Below are 17,753 nucleotides of genomic sequence, written 5' to 3' on the forward strand. Positions count from 1 at the left end.
TACCAAAAATAGCGGTTTAGCCCAATTAAGCCCCATTACTCAAACCCTTACTGTCAGGTGCAACATGCTTACAGCGCATTTCCCGAAACGAAGCCGTCCCTTAGCCAATAAAAGCTACTGGGCCGCCAGCCTGTTTGTCCTGTTGTGCCTGCTGGGGAGTCTTATCCCCGCCCCGTATTCCCCGGCCTTGGCCAGTAGCACCAATAACAACGCGGTGGTGGCGCTGCAAATCGGCAATTACGTCCTCATTTCCAAGCGTAAAGCGTCAAATACCCTATACGATTACACCTACCAAGCCAGCATCACCAATTTGGGTACGGCCACGGCGCGTAACGCCAAAGCCAAGGCGGACAGCCTTAATCCTGCCATCAAACTGCAAAACCCCGACCTGCAATTCGGCGATGTGCCGCCCGGCAAGACCGTGGCCAGCCGCGACACCTTCACCCTGCGCAAAGCCGACAGCACCGTCTTTAAGCCCACCGATTTGAAGTGGCAATTCAACCAGCCGCTGTCCCCGGTCGCCAATGCCGGCCCCGACCAGACCGTCGCCTTGGGCAGCACCGTTTACCTGGACGGCAGCGGCTCTTTTAATCCCGAAGAGGACGAAGACGACCCCGTCGTTTACCAATGGAGCTTCCTCAGCAAACCCGCCGGCAGCACCGCCACCTTATCCAAGCCGACAGCAGTCAACCCCAAGTTTATCGCCGATAAAAAAGGCAGCTATACCCTGCAATTGGTCATCGGCCAAGGCCATTGCCTCAGCGCCGCCGACACCGTCGTCATCAGCACCAGCAACAGCGCCCCCGTCGCCAATGCCGGCCCCGACCAATCCGTGCACAGCGGCGACACCGTCGTTTTAGACGGCAGCCGTTCCGGCGATGCCGACCACGACCCGTTAACCTATAGTTGGACACTGACCAACAAGCCCGCTACCAGCCAAGCCGTCTTAACTAACCCGACCACCGTCAACCCCCGTTTCATCGCCGACCAGCCCGGCACTTATTCCGCACAACTGATCGTTAACGACGGCCATGCCGACAGTGCCGCCGCCATCGTGCTGGTCACCACCGTCAATACCCGCCCTGTCGCCCGGACAGGCGGCGACCAAAGCGCGAAAGTCAACACCCTTGTCTTGCTGGACGGCAGCGCCTCCAGCGATGCCGACGGCGATGCCTTAAGCTATAGCTGGACGCTGCTCAGCAAACCGGGCGGCAGCACTGCCATTCTCAACAACCCGCTGAGCGTCAAAGCCAGCCTGACCCTTGATAAGGCGGGCGTTTACGTCGCGCAACTGATCGTCAAAGACGCGCTGTCCGACAGCGACCCCGTCACCGTCACTGTTACCACCGAAAACAGCCGCCCCACCGCCAACCCCGGTTTAGACCAAAGCGTCGCCCTCAACACCGTTGTCCAATTGAGCGGCGCGGCTTCCGGCGACCCCGACAGTGACCCGTTAAGCTACCAATGGGCCATGGTGAGCAAGCCCGCCGCCAGCCAAGCGGTGCTGTCCGACCCCGTGCTGGTCAGCCCGACCTTTACCGCCGACAAGCCCGGTAATTACGTCCTTAGCCTGAGCGTCAACGACGGCAAACTCACCAGCGACCCGGCCAACGTCACCATCAGCACCCTGAACAGCCGCCCCGTCGCCAATGCGGGCAGCGACCAGACCGCCGCCCAAAGCCTGATTTTCTTAGACGGCACCGCTTCCAGTGATGCCGATAACGATCCCCTGACTTACCAGTGGTCGTTATTAAGTAAACCCGCCGCCAGCCAAGCGGCCTTGAACGGCATCACCCTCAGCAAACCCCAATTCACCGCCGATTATCCGGGCTATTATGTCGGCCAATTGACCGTCAACGACGGGCATTTAGACAGCGACCCCGATACCGTCACCGTCGAAGTGCCGTCTATCCTGTTCAACCACGCGCCCGGCATCACCTCGCTGGCCCCAATCACCGCCACAACCGGCACCGCTTATACCTACACAGTAGCGGCCAGCGACCCCGATGCCGGCGACACCCTGACCTTCAGCCTGGGCAGTGCGCCCGCCGGGATGCAGATCCAAGCCGACACCGGACTGATCCAATGGCAACCGGATGCTAGCCAAATCGGCAGCTTTGCCGTGGCCGTGACCGTCAGTGACCGCTTCGGCGCTACAGTGACCCAGAATTTCTCGGTCACTGTGACCGCCGCCGTCACTACCACCCGCGTCCCCACGGTCATTGGACAAGCCAAAGCCGCCGCTGTCGCCGCACTCAGTGCCGCCCACCTCAACCTGGGCAACGTCAGCTACGTCTACAGCGACACCGCCGCCTCAGGCACCGTCATCCAAGCCACCCCCGCCAGCGGCACTTTGGATATTGGCGCACCCGTCGATCTGGTGATTTCTTTAGGGACTAACAGCGGCTTGCCGCCCGATCCCAGCGCCGTCGCACCGCCCCTAAACCCGACCGCGCCCGTCACCCCGCTGAACCAAGCCGCCAACTTCCTGTATACCGGCGAGCATCCGGTGCAAACCGGGCTGCTGGCCAGCACCATCGACGCCAAACGCATCGCCGTTATTCGTGGCAAAATCCGGACCCGTGCCGACCAAGCCTTGGCGGGTGTCACCGTTTCGGTCAAAAACCACCCCGAATTCGGCCAAACCCTTTCGCGTGCCGACGGCCAGTTTGACCTGGCGGTCAACGGCGGCGGCTACCTGGTGCTGGATTACCAAAACCCCGGTTTCTTGCCAGCCCAACGCCAAGTCAAAACCCCGTGGCAGGATTATGTCTGGGTCGAGGACGTGGTATTGCTGCCCTTGGACAGCCAAGTCTCCGCCATCGACTTGAGCGCGTCCAACCTGCAAGTGGCACAAGGTAGCCCCAGCACCGACGCCGACGGCATCCGCCAAGCCACCGTGCTGTTCCCGGCCGGCACCCAAGCCACCATGACCCTGCCGGATGGCAGCAGCCAAGCCCTGACCGCTCTGCATGTCCGCGCCACCGAGTACACCGTCGGCGCCAACGGCCCCCAAGCCATGCCCGGCCCCTTACCGCCCACCTCCGGTTACACCTACGCCGTAGAACTGAGCGTGGATGAAGCCGTGGCGGCGGGTGCCACCCAAGTCAACTTCAGCCAGACCGTCCCGTTTTATGTCGACAACTTCCTCAACTTCCCCACCGGTTCGGTAGTGCCGGTCGGCTGGTATGACCGGGCGAAAAGCGCGTGGATCCCGTCCGATAATGGCCGGGTCATCAAAGTACTGGGCGTTAGGGATGGCGCCGCCGACCTGGACACCGACGGCGACGGCGTGGCTGACAACGCCGACCAATTGGCGGCTTTAGGCGTGACGGCGGACGAACAGGCGCAGCTTGCCGTGCTGTATGCGCCGGGCAAGACCTTATGGCGTTCGCCGTTAAGGCATTTTTCGCCGTGGGATTTGAACTGGCCTTGGGGGCCACCGCCTAATAGTGTGCCTCCTGCGTCTCAGCCGCCATCTAAAAATCCGACACCAGATAAGGATAGTGACATTTGCCCAGGATGTGCCATCAATGCTCAAGCCGGAACGGTAGGCGAAGAGCTGCCCGTCTTAGGCACCCCGTACTCCCTGCATTACCAAAGCAGACGGGCTAACGGTTACCGCCCTGAACAGGCCATCCCCGTCACAATTTCCGGCAGCACGCTACCCGATAGCCTAAAGGGTATCGATGTGTCGGTGTCGGTTGCGGGGCAATCTTTCAGCCGGTCTTTTCCGGCAGAACCCAACCAATCTTATACCTTTGACTGGAACGGCCTCGACGGCTATGGCCGTCCGGTGACCGGGGCGACCGTGGCGACGGTTACGCTCAGCTACAACTACAATCTCGTTTACTATGCGGTACGGCAAGATGTAGCGCAAAGCTTTGCCCAAGTCAGCAGCGAACCCGGCGCGGCCTTTATTGCTGGTCGCTATGCCGCCACTTTTGCCATGACACGGACTTGGCAACAAACGCTTACCAAGAATCAGAAGGAGCAACCATTAGGCAACTGGAGTTTAAATATTAACCATAGTTACGATGCTCTTAACCAGATGATTGAATTGGGGACTGGGGAGCACCGTAAGGCCGGTGATTTAGGCAGGGCCATCACCACAGTGGCGGGTAACGGTGGGATGGGGTTCAGTGCGGGTAGTCAAAACGCCAAAACAACGCCGCTAAATTATCCCCGTGACGTTGCGGCCGCACCTGATGGCGGCTTTTATCTGGCCGATACTTCCAATAACCGTATTCGGCGCGTCAAGCCTGATGGCAGCATCGTTACGGTAGCCGGTACCGGCTACCCCGGTTACGGAGACAGCCGCTATGCCGAGGGTGCGCTTGCTACGCAAGCGCCGCTTAACTATCCCACAGGCATTGCCCTTGGCCCGGATGGCAGCCTCTATATTGCCGATTATGTCAACCAGCGTATCCGTCAAGTCAGGCCGGACGGCACCATCATTACCGTAGCGGGTAACGGAACGGTCGGCAGCGGCGGCGACGGTTATTTTGCCAAGCAAGCGCAATTTAATTATCCGAGTGATATCGCCGTGGGCGCTGATGGGAGCCTGTATATTGCCGACACCCTAAACAACCGTATCCGTAGGGTTGGCCCTGATGGCATCATCACGACCGTGGCGGGTACTGGAATTTATGGTTACAGCGGCGATGGCGGTCCGGCAACCCAAGCCGCTATTTATAGCGGTTGTCTTGATGTCGGCTCTGACGGCAGTATTTACCTGGCTGGGGGGAGCCGCATCCGGCGCATCGATCCTTCCGGTGTTATCACGACCATAGTGGGTACCGGAAGTAGTGGTTACAGCGGCGACGGCGGGCCAGCCAATCTGGCGAGAATTGACGGCGGCGGTTGCCCCGATGTTCAAGCTGACGGTAGCCTTTATCTTGGCGGTTACGAGAACTACCGTGTCCGGCGGGTCGATCCGAACGGTATCATCACTACCGTAGCGGGAACTGGGAGCCGCGGTGATAGCGGTGATGACGGTCTTGCCACGCAGGCACAGATTGATGAGGCGGGCATTGATGTCGGGCCAGACGGTAATCTTTACTTAGCCGACTGGAGAAACCAACGGATTCGCCGGGTGGCTTCCATTTTGCCGGGATATAGCGTCAACGATGTGCTGGTCCCTTCCGACACCGGTGATGAAATCTATCGGTTTGACGCATCGGGAAAGCATCTGGGCACCTTGGATGCGCTAACCGGCAGCGAACGTTACCGTTTTGCTTATAATGCTGCCGGACAACTGACCCAAATCACCGATGCTGACGGCGACATGACCCGCATTGAACGGGATGGTATGGGCAAGCCTTTGGCGATTGTCGCACCGGACGGCCAGCGGACGGTATTGGCAGTAGACAGTAACGGCTATCTTGCCTCGGTCAGTAATCCGGCAGGTGAACCCCACCGCATAGCCTACACCGCTGACGGGTTGATGAGCCAGTTTACCGATCCTAACGGCAACAGCACCAACTTTGGCTATGATAGCCTTGGCTATTTGCTGAAAGACACCAACGCAGGTTTGGGGGGCTGGACGGTTACCCGCACCGAAACGGTTAGCGGGCATAGCAATACCATGACCACCGCCGAAGGCCATGCGACAAGCTTCTCTGTAGACACCCTGCCTTGGGGAGACCGCCGCCAAGTCAACACCTATCCTGACGGCACTACCCAAACTAAGCTGTTCAAAACCACCGGTGAAGAAACCACCGCCAGCCCCGACGGCTCTTTCAGTTCCCTCCTGCAAAAACCGGATCCGCGCTTTGGGATGCAAGCCCCTGTTTCGGGTACGTCCAGTGTCCGCTTGCCAAGCGGTTTGACTTTAGCCGCCTCCACGACCCGTACGGCACGTCTGGCCGACCCTAACGATCCGCTCAGCTTGATAAGCTTTACTGAAAGTGCCGAAGTCAATGGCTTCTCCCATACGCGTAACTTTAACAAAGCCAGCCTGACCTACACTGACACCACCCCCACCGGACGGACAACCACCACCCAAGTCAACGCCAACAACCGCCCGCTGCAAACCAGCGTCCCGTCCCTTTATCCGGTCACCTACAGCTACGACAGCCGGGGCCGTCCCACCAGCATCCAACAAGGCCCCGCCGCTGCCCCGCGCGTCAGCCAAATCAGCTACAATGCCCAAGGCTACGTCGACACCCTGACCGATGCCCTCAACCGGAACACCACCTTCCACTACGACCTGGCCGGACGGGTCACCCGCAAAACCCTGCCCGACGGGCGCGAACTGGCCTACAGCTACGACGCCAACGGCAACCTGACCTCGCTCACCCCGCCCGGGCGGCCGCCGCATGTGTTCGATTACACCCCCGTCGATTTGGCCGACCGCTACACCCCGCCCGCCGTCGGCCAAGGCAACCCGCAGACGCTGTACGAATACAACAAAGACAAACAGCCGACCCGCATCACCCGCCCCGACGGGCAACGCTTGGACTTCGGCTATGCTGCCGCCAGCGGCCAGCTCCTCAGCCTGACCACCCCAGACGGCGCGTACAGCTACCGCTACTCGCCCACCAGCGGGCAGATGACAGGCCTCACCGCCCCCGACGGCAACCAGCTCGGCTACACTTATGACGGCTTCTTGCCCAAAACCACCACCTGGACAGGCGCGGTCAGCGGCAGCGTCAGCCGGGGCTACGACAGCGACTTCCGCACCACCAGCCTGGCCATCAGTAATTTCAGCATCTCCAGCTTCAGTTACGACCGGGACGGCTTGCTGGTTATTGCCGATGGCCTCACCCTCAGCCGTGACCCCAACAACGGGTTGCTCACCGATACCGCCCTAGACCAAGTTACCGACAGCTACACCTATAGCGGCTACGGCGAAACCCAAAGCTACCAAGCCGCCGCCAACAACAGCCGCGTCGCCCAGTGGACATACCAACGCGACAGCCTGGGGCGCATCACCCAACGCCAAGAAACCCTGCAAGGCGTGACCACCACCTACGGTTATAGCTACGACCCCGCAGGCCATCTGCTCGAAGTCACCGCCGACGGCAACAGCCTGGCCACCTACAGCTACGACGACAACGGCAACCGCACCAACACCAGCCCGGGCGCAGGCGCGGCGGTCATCGCCCACTACGACGACCAAGACCGCCTGCTCGACTATAGCGGCAGCACCTATAGCTACACCGCCAACGGCGAACTGCAAAGCAAGACCAAAAACGGGCAAACCACCCAATACACCTACGATGTTTTGGGCAACCTCAAACACGCCACCCTGCCCGACACCACCGCCATTGGTTACCTTACCGACGGGCAAAACCGCCGCATCGGCAAAACCGTCAACGGCGTGCTGGTGCAGGGCTTCCTCTACCAAAACCAACTCAACCCCATCGCCGAACTGGACGGCAACAACCGGATCATCAGCCGCTTCGTCTACGCCAGCAAAGCCAACGTGCCGGATTACTTCGTCAAAACCGACCCCAACACCCAAAACCAGACCACCTACCGCATCATCAGCGACCACCTCGGCAGCCCCCGTTTGGTCATCAACACCGCCGACGGCAGCGTCGCCCAACGCATCGACTACGATGTCTGGGGCAGCATCACCCAAGACACCAACCCCGGCTTCCAGCCCTTCGGCTACGCAGGCGGCCTGTACGACCAACACACCAAACTTGTCCGCTTCGGCGCAAGGGATTATGATGCCGAAACCGGACGGTGGACGGCGAAAGACCCAATTGGGTTTGGGGGTGGGGACAGCAACCTTTATGGGTATGTGGTCGGTGATCCGGTTAATTGGAGTGATCCTAATGGGCTTTTGCCACAAGAATTAGTGGATTTTTCTGCTGGAATGGGTGACACTTTATCGTTAGGTCTAACTGACTTGATTCGCGATCAAATGGGAACAAATGGTGTTGTAAATAAGTGTTCTGGTGCATATGATGCTGGAGAATTGGCGGGTGCAGGCACTTCTTTGGCAACAGGAGTTGCGGGCGGTATCCGCGCGGCAGGAATGAAAGGCCCCGGTTTGGAATTTTCACATTGGATACCAAACCGCATGGGAGGCCCTCGCTCAATCTGGAACGGTAACTATGTGTCTACAGCAGAACATGCGTTGTCAGATCCATACCGTTATCGGTTTATGCCGAGAGTATGGAAGGCAGCTAATCCGCTTCCGAATCAAATGGTTCAGCAGTGGAACAGAATACCTAATGTTTACAAGGGAGGGGCAGCGGGTGCTGCTTGGGGAGCCGCAGGGATGGCGAATTCAGGTTGCGAGTGTCAATAATGAATACCTTATTGGATTTCTTTTTTGCGTGTCGAACAGTCTTTTATAAGTTTGAGAGAAACATTATCGAAGAGGTAAAGGCACATCTTGAATCCGAAGCAGGTATCCGTTTGCAAAAACAAGTTGATGGAATAAATAAAATACAGCGGCTTGCTGGTGGTAAAGAAGTAAATCTCTATCATATACAGCGTGGTAAGCCCACCTTTGATAACAGCCTTCGCTTCCCTAGTGCTTGTGATGAGGCTCTTTTGGCCAATATGAATTTAATCCATCCAGAAAAGCATAATACTAAGCTTAAGGTGGAAGTTTGGTTGGTAAAGGGGCAGCTATTTTCTTTATTATTTAACAAGCCACCCAAACAGTTTTTTATTGGACTGGATTTGAAATTGCTAGAACCAGAAATGGCTGATGTGAAAATCTGGTTTGATCCGATGCTCCCTCAGATTCCCAGTATCAGTCGGCTAGCAAATGACGCGATGTCCACAGAATGGCTGCAAGAGTGGGTCAAAATAAGTCGGGTAACTGAACTTTGTAAAGCATTGTCGTCTACTGAGCGTGAATCCGTACTTCGTAAAATCAATGCCCAACTGCCCTTTGATTATTTGACGCTTATGGCACAAACCGAAGGTATGAAACTATCGACTTGTACCATTTATGGAGTCTCGAAGATTCGGAAAGTTGTATGTCCTGACGAAAACTACTATCTATTGGCAGAAATCGAAGGGTTGGGTGCATTGGTTGTAAAAGAGGGTAGCGAAGATGCAAAATTGTATTTATTTAACTATGAAAATAATGATATAAGCCTAGTTGAAGGGACGTTTAAAAATGCTGTAGCTATCTTAATGGCACAAACTTATCCTATCGCCCCATCAATATAAATAATATGCAAAAACATGATTTTTATAATGTTACCCTTGTCAATGCATAACGTCTATAACTATAAAAAGCAATTGTATGGATTGTGAATAACCGTTCTCTATTGATGGCTAAACTAGGTATTGTTTGTTTTTGCTTAACTTTATGGCAAGAAAGCTTTGCAGATTCGGCAACGTCTTGTATTAGTTTTGACAATTATAGGCAATATGTTACTGATGCTTGGTGGGTATCGGATGCTGCTCTTCGTGAGCATAAGCAGCATCAAGGTATTAAGTCACAAGTATTGGTAAATAAAAAACCAAAGCTATCGGATGACCTATTTCCAATTACCGGACACGCATTAACAAAAGGTGATGGCGATGTGCTTATATTTCAAAGGCTTTTTAAAGGTTGGGCAGGTATATCAGATACCGCCTATTTAACGCGAATAACTATAGCGGTTCCGTATCATTTGAAGGGGAAGGGTAGTATTCAAATTAAAAAAAACTCTGATGTAACCGTTTTTGTAACAGATGGAATGCCGTCTTTTCGTGAGTTTTGTATGGGGTATGCTTTAAAAGGGACTATAGAGTATGTCGTTTATCCTTCTGAAAAACCGTCTTCTGATCCGAGTGATGATGTTTTTTTCTCAAGATTATTGCATATAGATAGGGGCATCAAGGCACAGATTTCTTTAACTGCATCACTTGTCGACTCGATGGGGTCATTAGAAAGCAAATGCGGAAGTTGCGTATTTAATGCAGACTTAGTGTTTAATCATGGTAATATGGATTTGATTAACAATGAGATAAAGTAAAAGTTATTGTGTTTTTGTTAGGGTGAGGATTCATAACCAATACAATCCCTACCGCAGGCGCGGCGGCAACAGCCCGCTATGACGACCAAGACCGTCTGCTCGATTACCCTTCGACAAGCTCAGGGCAGGCCTCTTTATACAGCTACACCGCCAACGGCGAGCTGCAAAGCAAGACCAAAAGCGGGCAAACCACCCAATACACCTACGATGTTTTGGGTAACCTCAAACACGTCACCTTGCCCGACACCACCGCCATCGGTTACCTTACTGACGGGCAAAACCGCCGTATCGGCAAAACCGTCAACGGCGTTCTGGTGCAGGGTTTCCTCTACCAAAACCAGCTCAACCCCATCGCCGAACTGGACGGCAACAACCGGATCATCAGCCGCTTTGTCTATGGCGACAAAAGCAACATCCCGGCCTACTTCGTCAAAACAAACCCCAGCACCCAAAACCAGACCACCTACCGCATCATCAGCGACCACCTAGGCAGCCCGCGTCTGGTTATCAACACTACTAACGGCAGTGTCGCCCAGCGCATCGACTATGATGTCTGGGGCAACATCACCCAAGACACCAACCCCGGCTTCCAGCCCTTCGGCTACGCGGGCGGCCTGTACGACCAACACACCAAACTTGTCCGCTTCGGCGCAAGGGATTATGATGCCGAAACCGGACGCTGGACGGCGAAAGACCCGATCGGGTTTGGGGGCGGCGACAGCAACCTTTATGGGTATGTGGTCGGGGATCCGGTTAATTGGGTGGATCCAAATGGATTGAATGCCGTCACTTTAGGGGCTAAAGCGGCCAGCTTAGCGGCTAAGGTGACCAGTAGTTTGGAAATAGTAAATCCTGTGGGCTTGACAATATTAGCAGGTGAAGTCGGCTATGGGGTTGGCTCGTTGATCTACGATACATGGGGCGATGAAATTGATGCGGCTGTGGAGCAGGTGTTTGGGTCGCCTATAGCATGTTCAGTAGATGATAGCGATGACAAAGAACATACAAAAAACAAGCGGCCTAGTTCAAAAGGAAAGCATGAGAAAGGACGTTCTAGAACCCAAAAAGATAAAGGAGGCGAAAAAGGTGACAAACGACGGCCTTATCAGAGATAAATAGTGTCTAAAAATTTTTATTTTTCTATTGGGGTTAAATCGGATGCCATTTAAACAAATTTTAGAATACGCAAAAATACATAATATTATTGTGTCGGCGTATGTTAATGCTAACGATTGGGGGCAATATTCTGTTGGATATGTAGATTCAATTACAAATGGACATGTTCGGTTGCGCACTCTTTCGAAGTATGGTGAAAATGCCGGATTTGAAATAAGGTTATTATCGGATATTGTTAAAATTGAATATGATGGAAAATATGAAAAAAAAATTGAACTGTTAAACAAAAAACAAGGCAAGGTATTCAACGAAATAGACCCTAACAAAATATCATCAGGTAATCTTTTTGAGGATGCCTTAAAGCAATCTTTAGAAGATTCCGTTGTAATCGTTATTTGGGGAAATGATCCTGATGATTCATTGGTAGGAATTGTCGAAAAGTTAGACTCGGAATTGATTAGCGTCCGTTTAGTCAATGAGTTTGGGGAAGATGACGGACTTTCCACAATTAAAATTGATGAAATTAACAGCATTGATTTCAATACACAATCTGAACAAGTAAGAAGCTTTTTATATAAACACTCTGCGCTAATTCCTAATTCGATAGGTTGATTCGCACAACGTGGTAAGGCGCATACCGTAAACCCATAAGGCGAATTTGCCCTAAGGTAATCCACCTTATGGGTTTGCATTCATTAAAAGCACCTGTATTTTCTGGTATGGCGGCAAAAAATGGGAGGATTTAATTCTAATGAATAAATCGACTATTTTGTGCTATGTGTGTTCCCATGAAGGGTTTGGGGAAATATTTGGGGATGAGCTGTTGTTCAAAAACTTAAATTTACAGGCTACATCCTGTAAAGAAGGGCGTGTTTGGGAAATTAATGGGGTTCGGATTGAGCAGGCATTGATTGATAAATTTATAAGGTAATACGCTGCAACTGTAAAGGGATGAAGATTCATTTGAGGCGGCTGTTGGTTCGGTAATCCTATTAGATGAAGTTGAGTACGAAGGTAAAACAAAAAATATTGACATACGCGACCAGGGCTACACTGAAAAATGGACTGGTGTGGATTCTAACGGTGAATGGCAATCGGCATTGAGAAATCCGAAAACAGGCAGATGGAAATAGGGCCATAGAACCTAAAAAAACGATAAGTATTGGTAAATTTGTCCCTTTGGTTTCTGTCTCGTGTGGAATATGGTTAAAGGTGTGGTATGGATAAGATTATTCGGGTAACACAAGGCATTTGTGACAACGAATATAATTCAATGTCTGAAGCAGTAGCGGCTGCTAAACAAAAAGAGAATGTATATAAAGTTAAGCTGGATTTAATAAATGGTAAAGTTTTAAAGGGCTATCAATTCAATGGCAGTACATTGGTTTTATTTTTTGCTAATGATCTATATGCAGTGATTGCACCTGGTCAAAACGCAGTAAATTTTGATGTTGTGCCACATAAACCGAGGATTGATGTTCTTTCAGGAGAACAGGATATTTATTTAGAGCTTCCCTGTGGTACTAGAATAGTATGGGATTGGAATAAAATACTGGATAACTTTATGGGTAAGCAAATTGCGGTCTCACCGAGTGATCAAGTTTTGTTTATTTTTGCCAGAGATGGGGATGAATATTTGATTACTTTTTATGTGAAATATGATGATCCACAAAAGCAATTGTTATATATTTCTCAGGCATAACCCCTAACTTGACGTAATCCTGATAACCAATACGAATGCACCTATGGCTGACCAGGGTCTACACAACGGACGGCTTAATGACACTGCTTGCCGATTCTAAAGGTAATAACACAGATTATGAGAGGGATATGCTATGTGGCCTTTCAAAAGAAAAACCTTTAGGTTGGACAATCTGAAGGAGCTGGAACGTTGCTATGGCATTCCGAGCCAAAAAACACCTTGCTAAATATTGATATATACTATGTTTTTATATACATCCATGGATCAATAGATGTTAACTCATGCCCAAAATACAAATTACTTGTAGATGCTCTTTTAGCTTCTGGGGCGGGTGTTGACAATATAAACGGTCCCTTTGTCTTATCATCTTACGGGTTGTTTCCAAAACTATATGATAGGGTTGATTTGCCAAATGCGCTTGCTGCTTGTGTCAAAAATATAAAATCACTGCCGCTTGATGGCATATCGGGCGTGTATGGGGTTTCAAAAGGCATCGCCTTTGAGGCCGGAAGTGAGTTTAGAAAAAACTACACCTATGTATTGGAGCATCATAAGGAAATATATAAGTTACTATTAAGTTGCGATCCAGGCTGCTTTATACAATACCCACGACCCGATGGACGATGACGGACTTCAGAGAAGGTTTAATGGCTATAAAAAGCGATGCTGACCGATATTACCCCAGACCAAGTCCAACGACAGTTACGATGGCTTCTTACTCAAAACGACTGCCTTCATGTGCATTGATGATGTGGGGCAGTTGCCTTGCTTAAGCCCTTTCTCCAGACCTTGCAACAATGTCTGGAGAAAGGGCTTTTTGCATTAGGCTCCAGTCGCGAATTCTAAAAATAGTCGTTAATTGTGTTGTATTAACTTATTTTACCGCGCTTATACCCCGCATTCACCTGACACCCCCACCACGCTAAAAAAATTCCCAGCAATACCAGCACTATAGGCCGGTCGCCGATTCGGGCGTAGGGGGTCATACCGCCCATTGGGGTGATATTGGCTTTTAGCACGGTGGTGGTAAATGGTGCGGCGCTGGCGCTGATGTTGCCGTCTGGGGCAATCACGGCGGTGAGGCCGGTGTTGGTGGCGCGGAGCATAAAGCGGCCAGTTTCCAATGCCCGCATTTGCGCGATTTGCAGGTGTTGGTGCGGTTCCATAGAGTCACCGAACCAGGCATCATTGGTGACGTTGACCAGATAGGCGGCTTGGGGCAGGCCGTTGATGTTGGCGTCGCCAAAGGCATCTTCATAGCATATCGAGGTGATGAAAGGGTAGCCGCCCGCTTGTAATAGGGGTTGTTGGTCGCCGCCGGGAGTAAAGTCACCTAGACGGATGTCGAGTTTATTGAGGATATAGCCGGATAAGGGTTGCCAGGGCATGTATTCACCAAAGGGCAATAGGTGATTTTTATTGTATTGGCCGGGGTGTTGGCCTAGGGTCAGTACCGCGTTATACATGATTGTGTCGGTGTCGCCTTCGGCGGGTAGGCTGACGATTAAATCGGTGTGGTGCTGGAGGGCTTCGGTTTGTAGGGGCGTGAGGTAAAAGCCTTCGACTTCGGATAAGTAGGCGGGGATGGCGGTTTCCGGCCAGACGATAACATCTGCGCCCCAGTGTTCGGCGGTGAGGTTTTTATACAGCATCAAGGTGTTCATTTGGTTGTCCGGCAACCATTTTTGGTCTTGGCTGATATTGCCTTGGATTAAGGCCACTTGCAGGTCTTTGCCGATAGGGGTAGTCCAAGTGATGTGGCGTAGCCCCGCCCCTGCGATCCAGATCAGAGCCAGTAGGCCACCTAGCCAGTAACGACGTTTGCTATGGTGCAGTACGGCGACGGCAAGGGCGGCGGACAAGGCGAGCAAAAAACCCGTGCCATAAGCCCCAATCAGGGGAATGTAGCCCGCTAAGGGGCTGTGCAGTTGCGAATACGCCCCCAGTAGCCACGGAAAGCCGTTCAGCAGCAGTACGCCACGGAAGTATTCCAGTAATGCCCAAATTAATGCCACACCCAGAAAGCTATGGCTGGCGCGGCATTGTACCGTCAACCAGCCCGCCAAGGCCGGAAAGAGCGCCCAAAAGCTAAAGAAGAGCGTGGTTAAGGCCGCCGCGCTGAGTACGCCGGCATGACCGTAATCATGAATGCTGACATAGACCCACGATACGCCGATGCCAAACGCGCCCAAGCCGAACAGGTAGCCGCGCCGTAGGGCGCGTAGCGGTGTAGCGTGCCGCCAGCCGGCAAATAACAGGAGCAGGGCAATGGGGGCTAGGGCGGCGTAGTTAAAAGGTGCGAAGGCTAAGGTGTATAGGCCGCCTGCGAGGAGGGCGAGCAGGTCGCGGGCAAAGTCAGTGCGCAGGTGTTTGCTGAAGTGGGGCAAGGTCTGGTTGGGCATAATGGTTGGGGGTGTCGGAAGGGGTGTCGGAATTCTGCCAGTCATGGCGGTTAAAAGCAACTCAACAGCCATGCTATTGGCAAAAGCCGCTCTGTTAGCAGGAATAATTCCTTTTTGTAGCGGTTGGCTAGGGTTTATCGGGCAGATTAGCTAAGATGGCGGTTTTATAGGCTTTGTGAAGTAAGATAGACATGAAGAAGGTTTTTTGGGCCGTGAGTTTGTTGGCTGTGGCGGCCGGGGGTAGGGCGGAGGAAGCGGCAGTTGATTTGGAGGCTGTCGAGGTGGTTGGGGTCTCCCCCATGCAGTCGGTGGGCGGGGTGTCGGTTGATAAAATCCCGGCGGCGGTGCAGACGGTGTCTTCGGCGCAATTGCAACAGGCGCAAAGCCTGTCGTTGGCGGAGTATCTTAACCGTTATTTAGGCAGTGTCCATATTAACGAGGCGCAGAATAATCCGTTGCAGCCGGATATTTATTATCGCGGCTTTGTCGCGTCGCCGCTGCTGGGGTTGCCGCAGGGCTTGTCTGTGTATGTCAATGGGGTGCGCTTTAACGAGCCGTTTGGCGATTCGGTCAATTGGGATTTAATTCCGCCTGGAGCACTTGAATCGACTACGCTACACGGCGGCTCCAATCCGGTTTATGGCCTGAACACCTTGGGCGGGGCGGTGGTGATGAAAACCAAGACCGGATTTTCTGCGCCCGGCCATCAGCTTGAGGTGTACGGCGGTTCGTTTGACCGCCATGTTGAGGAGATCACCAGCGGCGGCAATAACGGTAAGCTGGGCTATTTCTTGGATTTGCGCAGTTTTGAAGAGCAAGGTTGGCGGGATTTTTCGCCGTCGGCGGCGAAACAGGCCTTAGGGACGTTAAGCTGGCATGGCGATAGAGGCGGTTTGGATTTGACGGTCGCCGCCAATGATAACGATTTGCGCGGTAATGGCACGGCGCCGGTACAGTTGTTGGCGCAAGACCGCAATGCGGTGTTTACCCATCCCGACCAGACGGTCACGCGCTTGTTCTTTACCGAATTGGCGGGCAATTACGCGCTGAATGACACGGTCGAGCTGACGGGTAATGTCTATTTTCGGCAAAACCGGATGCGTTCGTTTAATGGCGACAGCAGCGATTATAGCGCTTGTGCCGATAACGCGGCGTTGTTATGTACTGGTGAAGGCGACCCGGTGTTGGACACCCAAGGCAACACGGTCAATTTTAGTGAGAGCGTCGATGGGGCGACCAATAACGTCAGCTATACCAATATGTATACGCGTGGCGGTACGGCGCAGGCGTTGTTTACGCACGATGTCTGGGCGCACGAAAACAGTTTGGCGGTGGGGGCCAGTTATGACAATGCCGATGTGCATTTTGGCTCGGATACCGAACTGGCCGAATTGACCGCCGACCGTGGCACTATCGGCAGCGGCATTTATGTCGATGAATCGAGGGTGCGCTTACATACTCATAGCGATACGGTGGGGTTTTATGCCACCGATAGTTTATCCATTACCGATAAGCTGACGGCGACGGTTGCCGGGCGCTATAACCATATTGATCTGGCGATGGCGGACGGTTATATCAATGCCGACCGCAACTTGAATGGCCAGCATATTTTCCAGCGCTTTAACCCGTCAGCGGGCTTGACTTATCAAGCTTTGCCGAATGTTGCGGTATATGGCAGTTACAGTGAATCCTCCCGCGCCCCGACCCCGATGGAGTTGAGCTGTGCCGATCCGGCTGCCCCCTGTAAGTTACCGAATTCGTTTGTCAGCGACCCTGAGTTAAAGCAGGTGGTCGCCAATACCTTTGAAGGGGGCTTTAAAGGGCATTTAAAGGGGCTGTTGGGGAAAGGTGACGGGCAATGGAATTTAGGCTATTTCCATACCGCCAATGAGAACGACATTATTTTTCGCCGCGATTTTTCCAGCAATTTCAATAATCAAGGCTATTTTAGCAATGTCGGTAAAACCTTGCGGCAAGGTTTGGAAATGGGCAGTAACATTACTTATCCGCAGCTATTTGGCCGGATTGACGATTGGCATTTTTCGGCCAATTATACCTATCTGAATGCCATTTTTCTCGACGGTTTTGGTATACAGAATCCGCTTAACCCTGAGCAAATTATCGCCGTACAATCTGGCGACCGTATCCCGGGCATTCCTGAGCATTTACTCAAATTGGCGGTGGGGGTGGATTTATGGCGGAAGTGGTCGATAGGCGTAAATGGTTTGTATAGCGGCAGCCAATATTATCGCGGTGATGAGGCGAATGTCACCCGGCCATTGGCAGGTTACTGGCTGTTTAATGCCACAACGGAATATAAAGTTAGCCCACATGTTACCGTGTTTGCTAAGTTGGACAATATTGCCGATGAACGTTACAGTTCGTTTGGTATGTACGGTAATGCCGCCGATGTGTTGGGGAGCAAATTTAATGACGGTCGCTTTATGTCACCGGGTGCGCCCCGGGCCGGATGGGTAGGGCTGCGGTTGACGTTTTGACGGCGCGTTAGGTATAAAGCTCTTATTTGCCGCTAATAAGGCATAGGGCAGCGTATTACGCCATGTCCCTCCTACACCTGCCAGTCCAGTGTAGGGT

The 17,753-nt window shown here is 52.6% G+C and carries 10 protein-coding genes; 9 read left to right on the forward strand and 1 reads right to left on the reverse strand.

Translation table 11 applies throughout. From position 1 onward, the window contains the following. Positions 1 to 64: 64 nt before the first annotated feature. The 8 genes from AADEFJLK_RS07300 to AADEFJLK_RS23875 all read left to right on the forward strand — a co-directional run bounded on the left by AADEFJLK_RS07300 (position 65) and on the right by AADEFJLK_RS23875 (position 13,383). Positions 65 to 8,266: a PKD domain-containing protein gene (locus AADEFJLK_RS07300; RefSeq protein WP_103973807.1), complete on the forward strand. Its 8,202-nt coding sequence runs from the start codon at positions 65 to 67 to the stop codon at positions 8,264 to 8,266. Next, complete coding sequence (locus tag AADEFJLK_RS07305) at positions 8,266 to 9,144, forward strand: hypothetical protein (protein WP_103973808.1); 879 nt, start codon at positions 8,266 to 8,268, stop codon at positions 9,142 to 9,144. The genes AADEFJLK_RS07300 and AADEFJLK_RS07305 overlap by 1 nt, the downstream gene beginning before the upstream one ends. A gap of 104 nt (positions 9,145 to 9,248) precedes the next feature. Then, positions 9,249 to 9,938: a hypothetical protein gene (locus tag AADEFJLK_RS07310; RefSeq protein WP_103973809.1), complete on the forward strand. Its 690-nt coding sequence runs from the start codon at positions 9,249 to 9,251 to the stop codon at positions 9,936 to 9,938. Positions 9,939 to 9,982: 44 nt separating this feature from the next. Then, positions 9,983 to 11,053, forward strand: a complete 1,071-nt coding sequence (locus AADEFJLK_RS07315) for an RHS repeat-associated core domain-containing protein (RefSeq protein WP_487246524.1) — start codon at positions 9,983 to 9,985, stop codon at positions 11,051 to 11,053. 43 nt (positions 11,054 to 11,096) lie between these two features. Beyond that, complete coding sequence (locus tag AADEFJLK_RS07320; RefSeq protein ID WP_103973811.1) at positions 11,097 to 11,666, forward strand: hypothetical protein; 570 nt, start codon at positions 11,097 to 11,099, stop codon at positions 11,664 to 11,666. Between the two features lie 139 nt (positions 11,667 to 11,805). Then, a complete protein-coding gene (locus tag AADEFJLK_RS07325; RefSeq protein ID WP_103973812.1) occupies positions 11,806 to 11,985 on the forward strand; it encodes a hypothetical protein in 180 nt (59 codons plus the stop codon). Between the two features lie 288 nt (positions 11,986 to 12,273). Continuing rightward, the gene (locus AADEFJLK_RS07330) at positions 12,274 to 12,756 is read left to right on the forward strand and encodes a hypothetical protein (RefSeq protein WP_103973813.1); all 483 of its coding nucleotides are present in this window, start codon (positions 12,274 to 12,276) and stop codon (positions 12,754 to 12,756) included. Positions 12,757 to 12,945: 189 nt separating this feature from the next. Next, on the forward strand, positions 12,946 to 13,383 hold the full coding sequence (locus AADEFJLK_RS23875) for a hypothetical protein (protein ID WP_211299171.1): 438 nt from the start codon (positions 12,946 to 12,948) through the stop codon (positions 13,381 to 13,383). A 242-nt stretch (positions 13,384 to 13,625) separates the two neighbouring features. On the opposite strand, the gene lnt is transcribed toward AADEFJLK_RS23875, so the two are convergent. After that, the gene (gene lnt / locus AADEFJLK_RS07335) at positions 13,626 to 15,158 is read right to left on the reverse strand and encodes an apolipoprotein N-acyltransferase (protein ID WP_103973893.1); all 1,533 of its coding nucleotides are present in this window, start codon (positions 15,156 to 15,158) and stop codon (positions 13,626 to 13,628) included. A 191-nt stretch (positions 15,159 to 15,349) separates the two neighbouring features. Between lnt and AADEFJLK_RS07340 the strand changes: the two genes are divergently transcribed. Beyond that, positions 15,350 to 17,656 carry a TonB-dependent receptor gene (locus AADEFJLK_RS07340; RefSeq protein ID WP_103973814.1) on the forward strand — a complete coding sequence of 769 codons (2,307 nt, stop codon included), beginning with the start codon at positions 15,350 to 15,352 and terminating at the stop codon, positions 17,654 to 17,656. Positions 17,657 to 17,753: the final 97 nt, after the last annotated feature.

Origin of the sequence: Methylovulum psychrotolerans, from assembly GCF_002923755.1 — a bacterium.
Lineage (GTDB): Bacteria > Pseudomonadota > Gammaproteobacteria > Methylococcales > Methylomonadaceae > Methylovulum > Methylovulum psychrotolerans.

Coding starts and splice junctions, on each gene's coding strand:
- AADEFJLK_RS07300 (WP_103973807.1), top strand. CDS start 65: ATGCTTACAGCGCATTTCCCGAAACGAAGCCGTCCCTTAGCCAATAAA.
- AADEFJLK_RS07305 (WP_103973808.1), top strand. CDS start 8,266: ATGAATACCTTATTGGATTTCTTTTTTGCGTGTCGAACAGTCTTTTAT.
- AADEFJLK_RS07310 (WP_103973809.1), top strand. CDS start 9,249: ATGGCTAAACTAGGTATTGTTTGTTTTTGCTTAACTTTATGGCAAGAA.
- AADEFJLK_RS07320 (WP_103973811.1), top strand. CDS start 11,097: ATGCCATTTAAACAAATTTTAGAATACGCAAAAATACATAATATTATT.
- AADEFJLK_RS07325 (WP_103973812.1), top strand. CDS start 11,806: ATGAATAAATCGACTATTTTGTGCTATGTGTGTTCCCATGAAGGGTTT.
- AADEFJLK_RS07330 (WP_103973813.1), top strand. CDS start 12,274: ATGGATAAGATTATTCGGGTAACACAAGGCATTTGTGACAACGAATAT.
- lnt (WP_103973893.1), bottom strand. CDS start 15,158: ATGCCCAACCAGACCTTGCCCCACTTCAGCAAACACCTGCGCACTGAC.
- AADEFJLK_RS07340 (WP_103973814.1), top strand. CDS start 15,350: ATGAAGAAGGTTTTTTGGGCCGTGAGTTTGTTGGCTGTGGCGGCCGGG.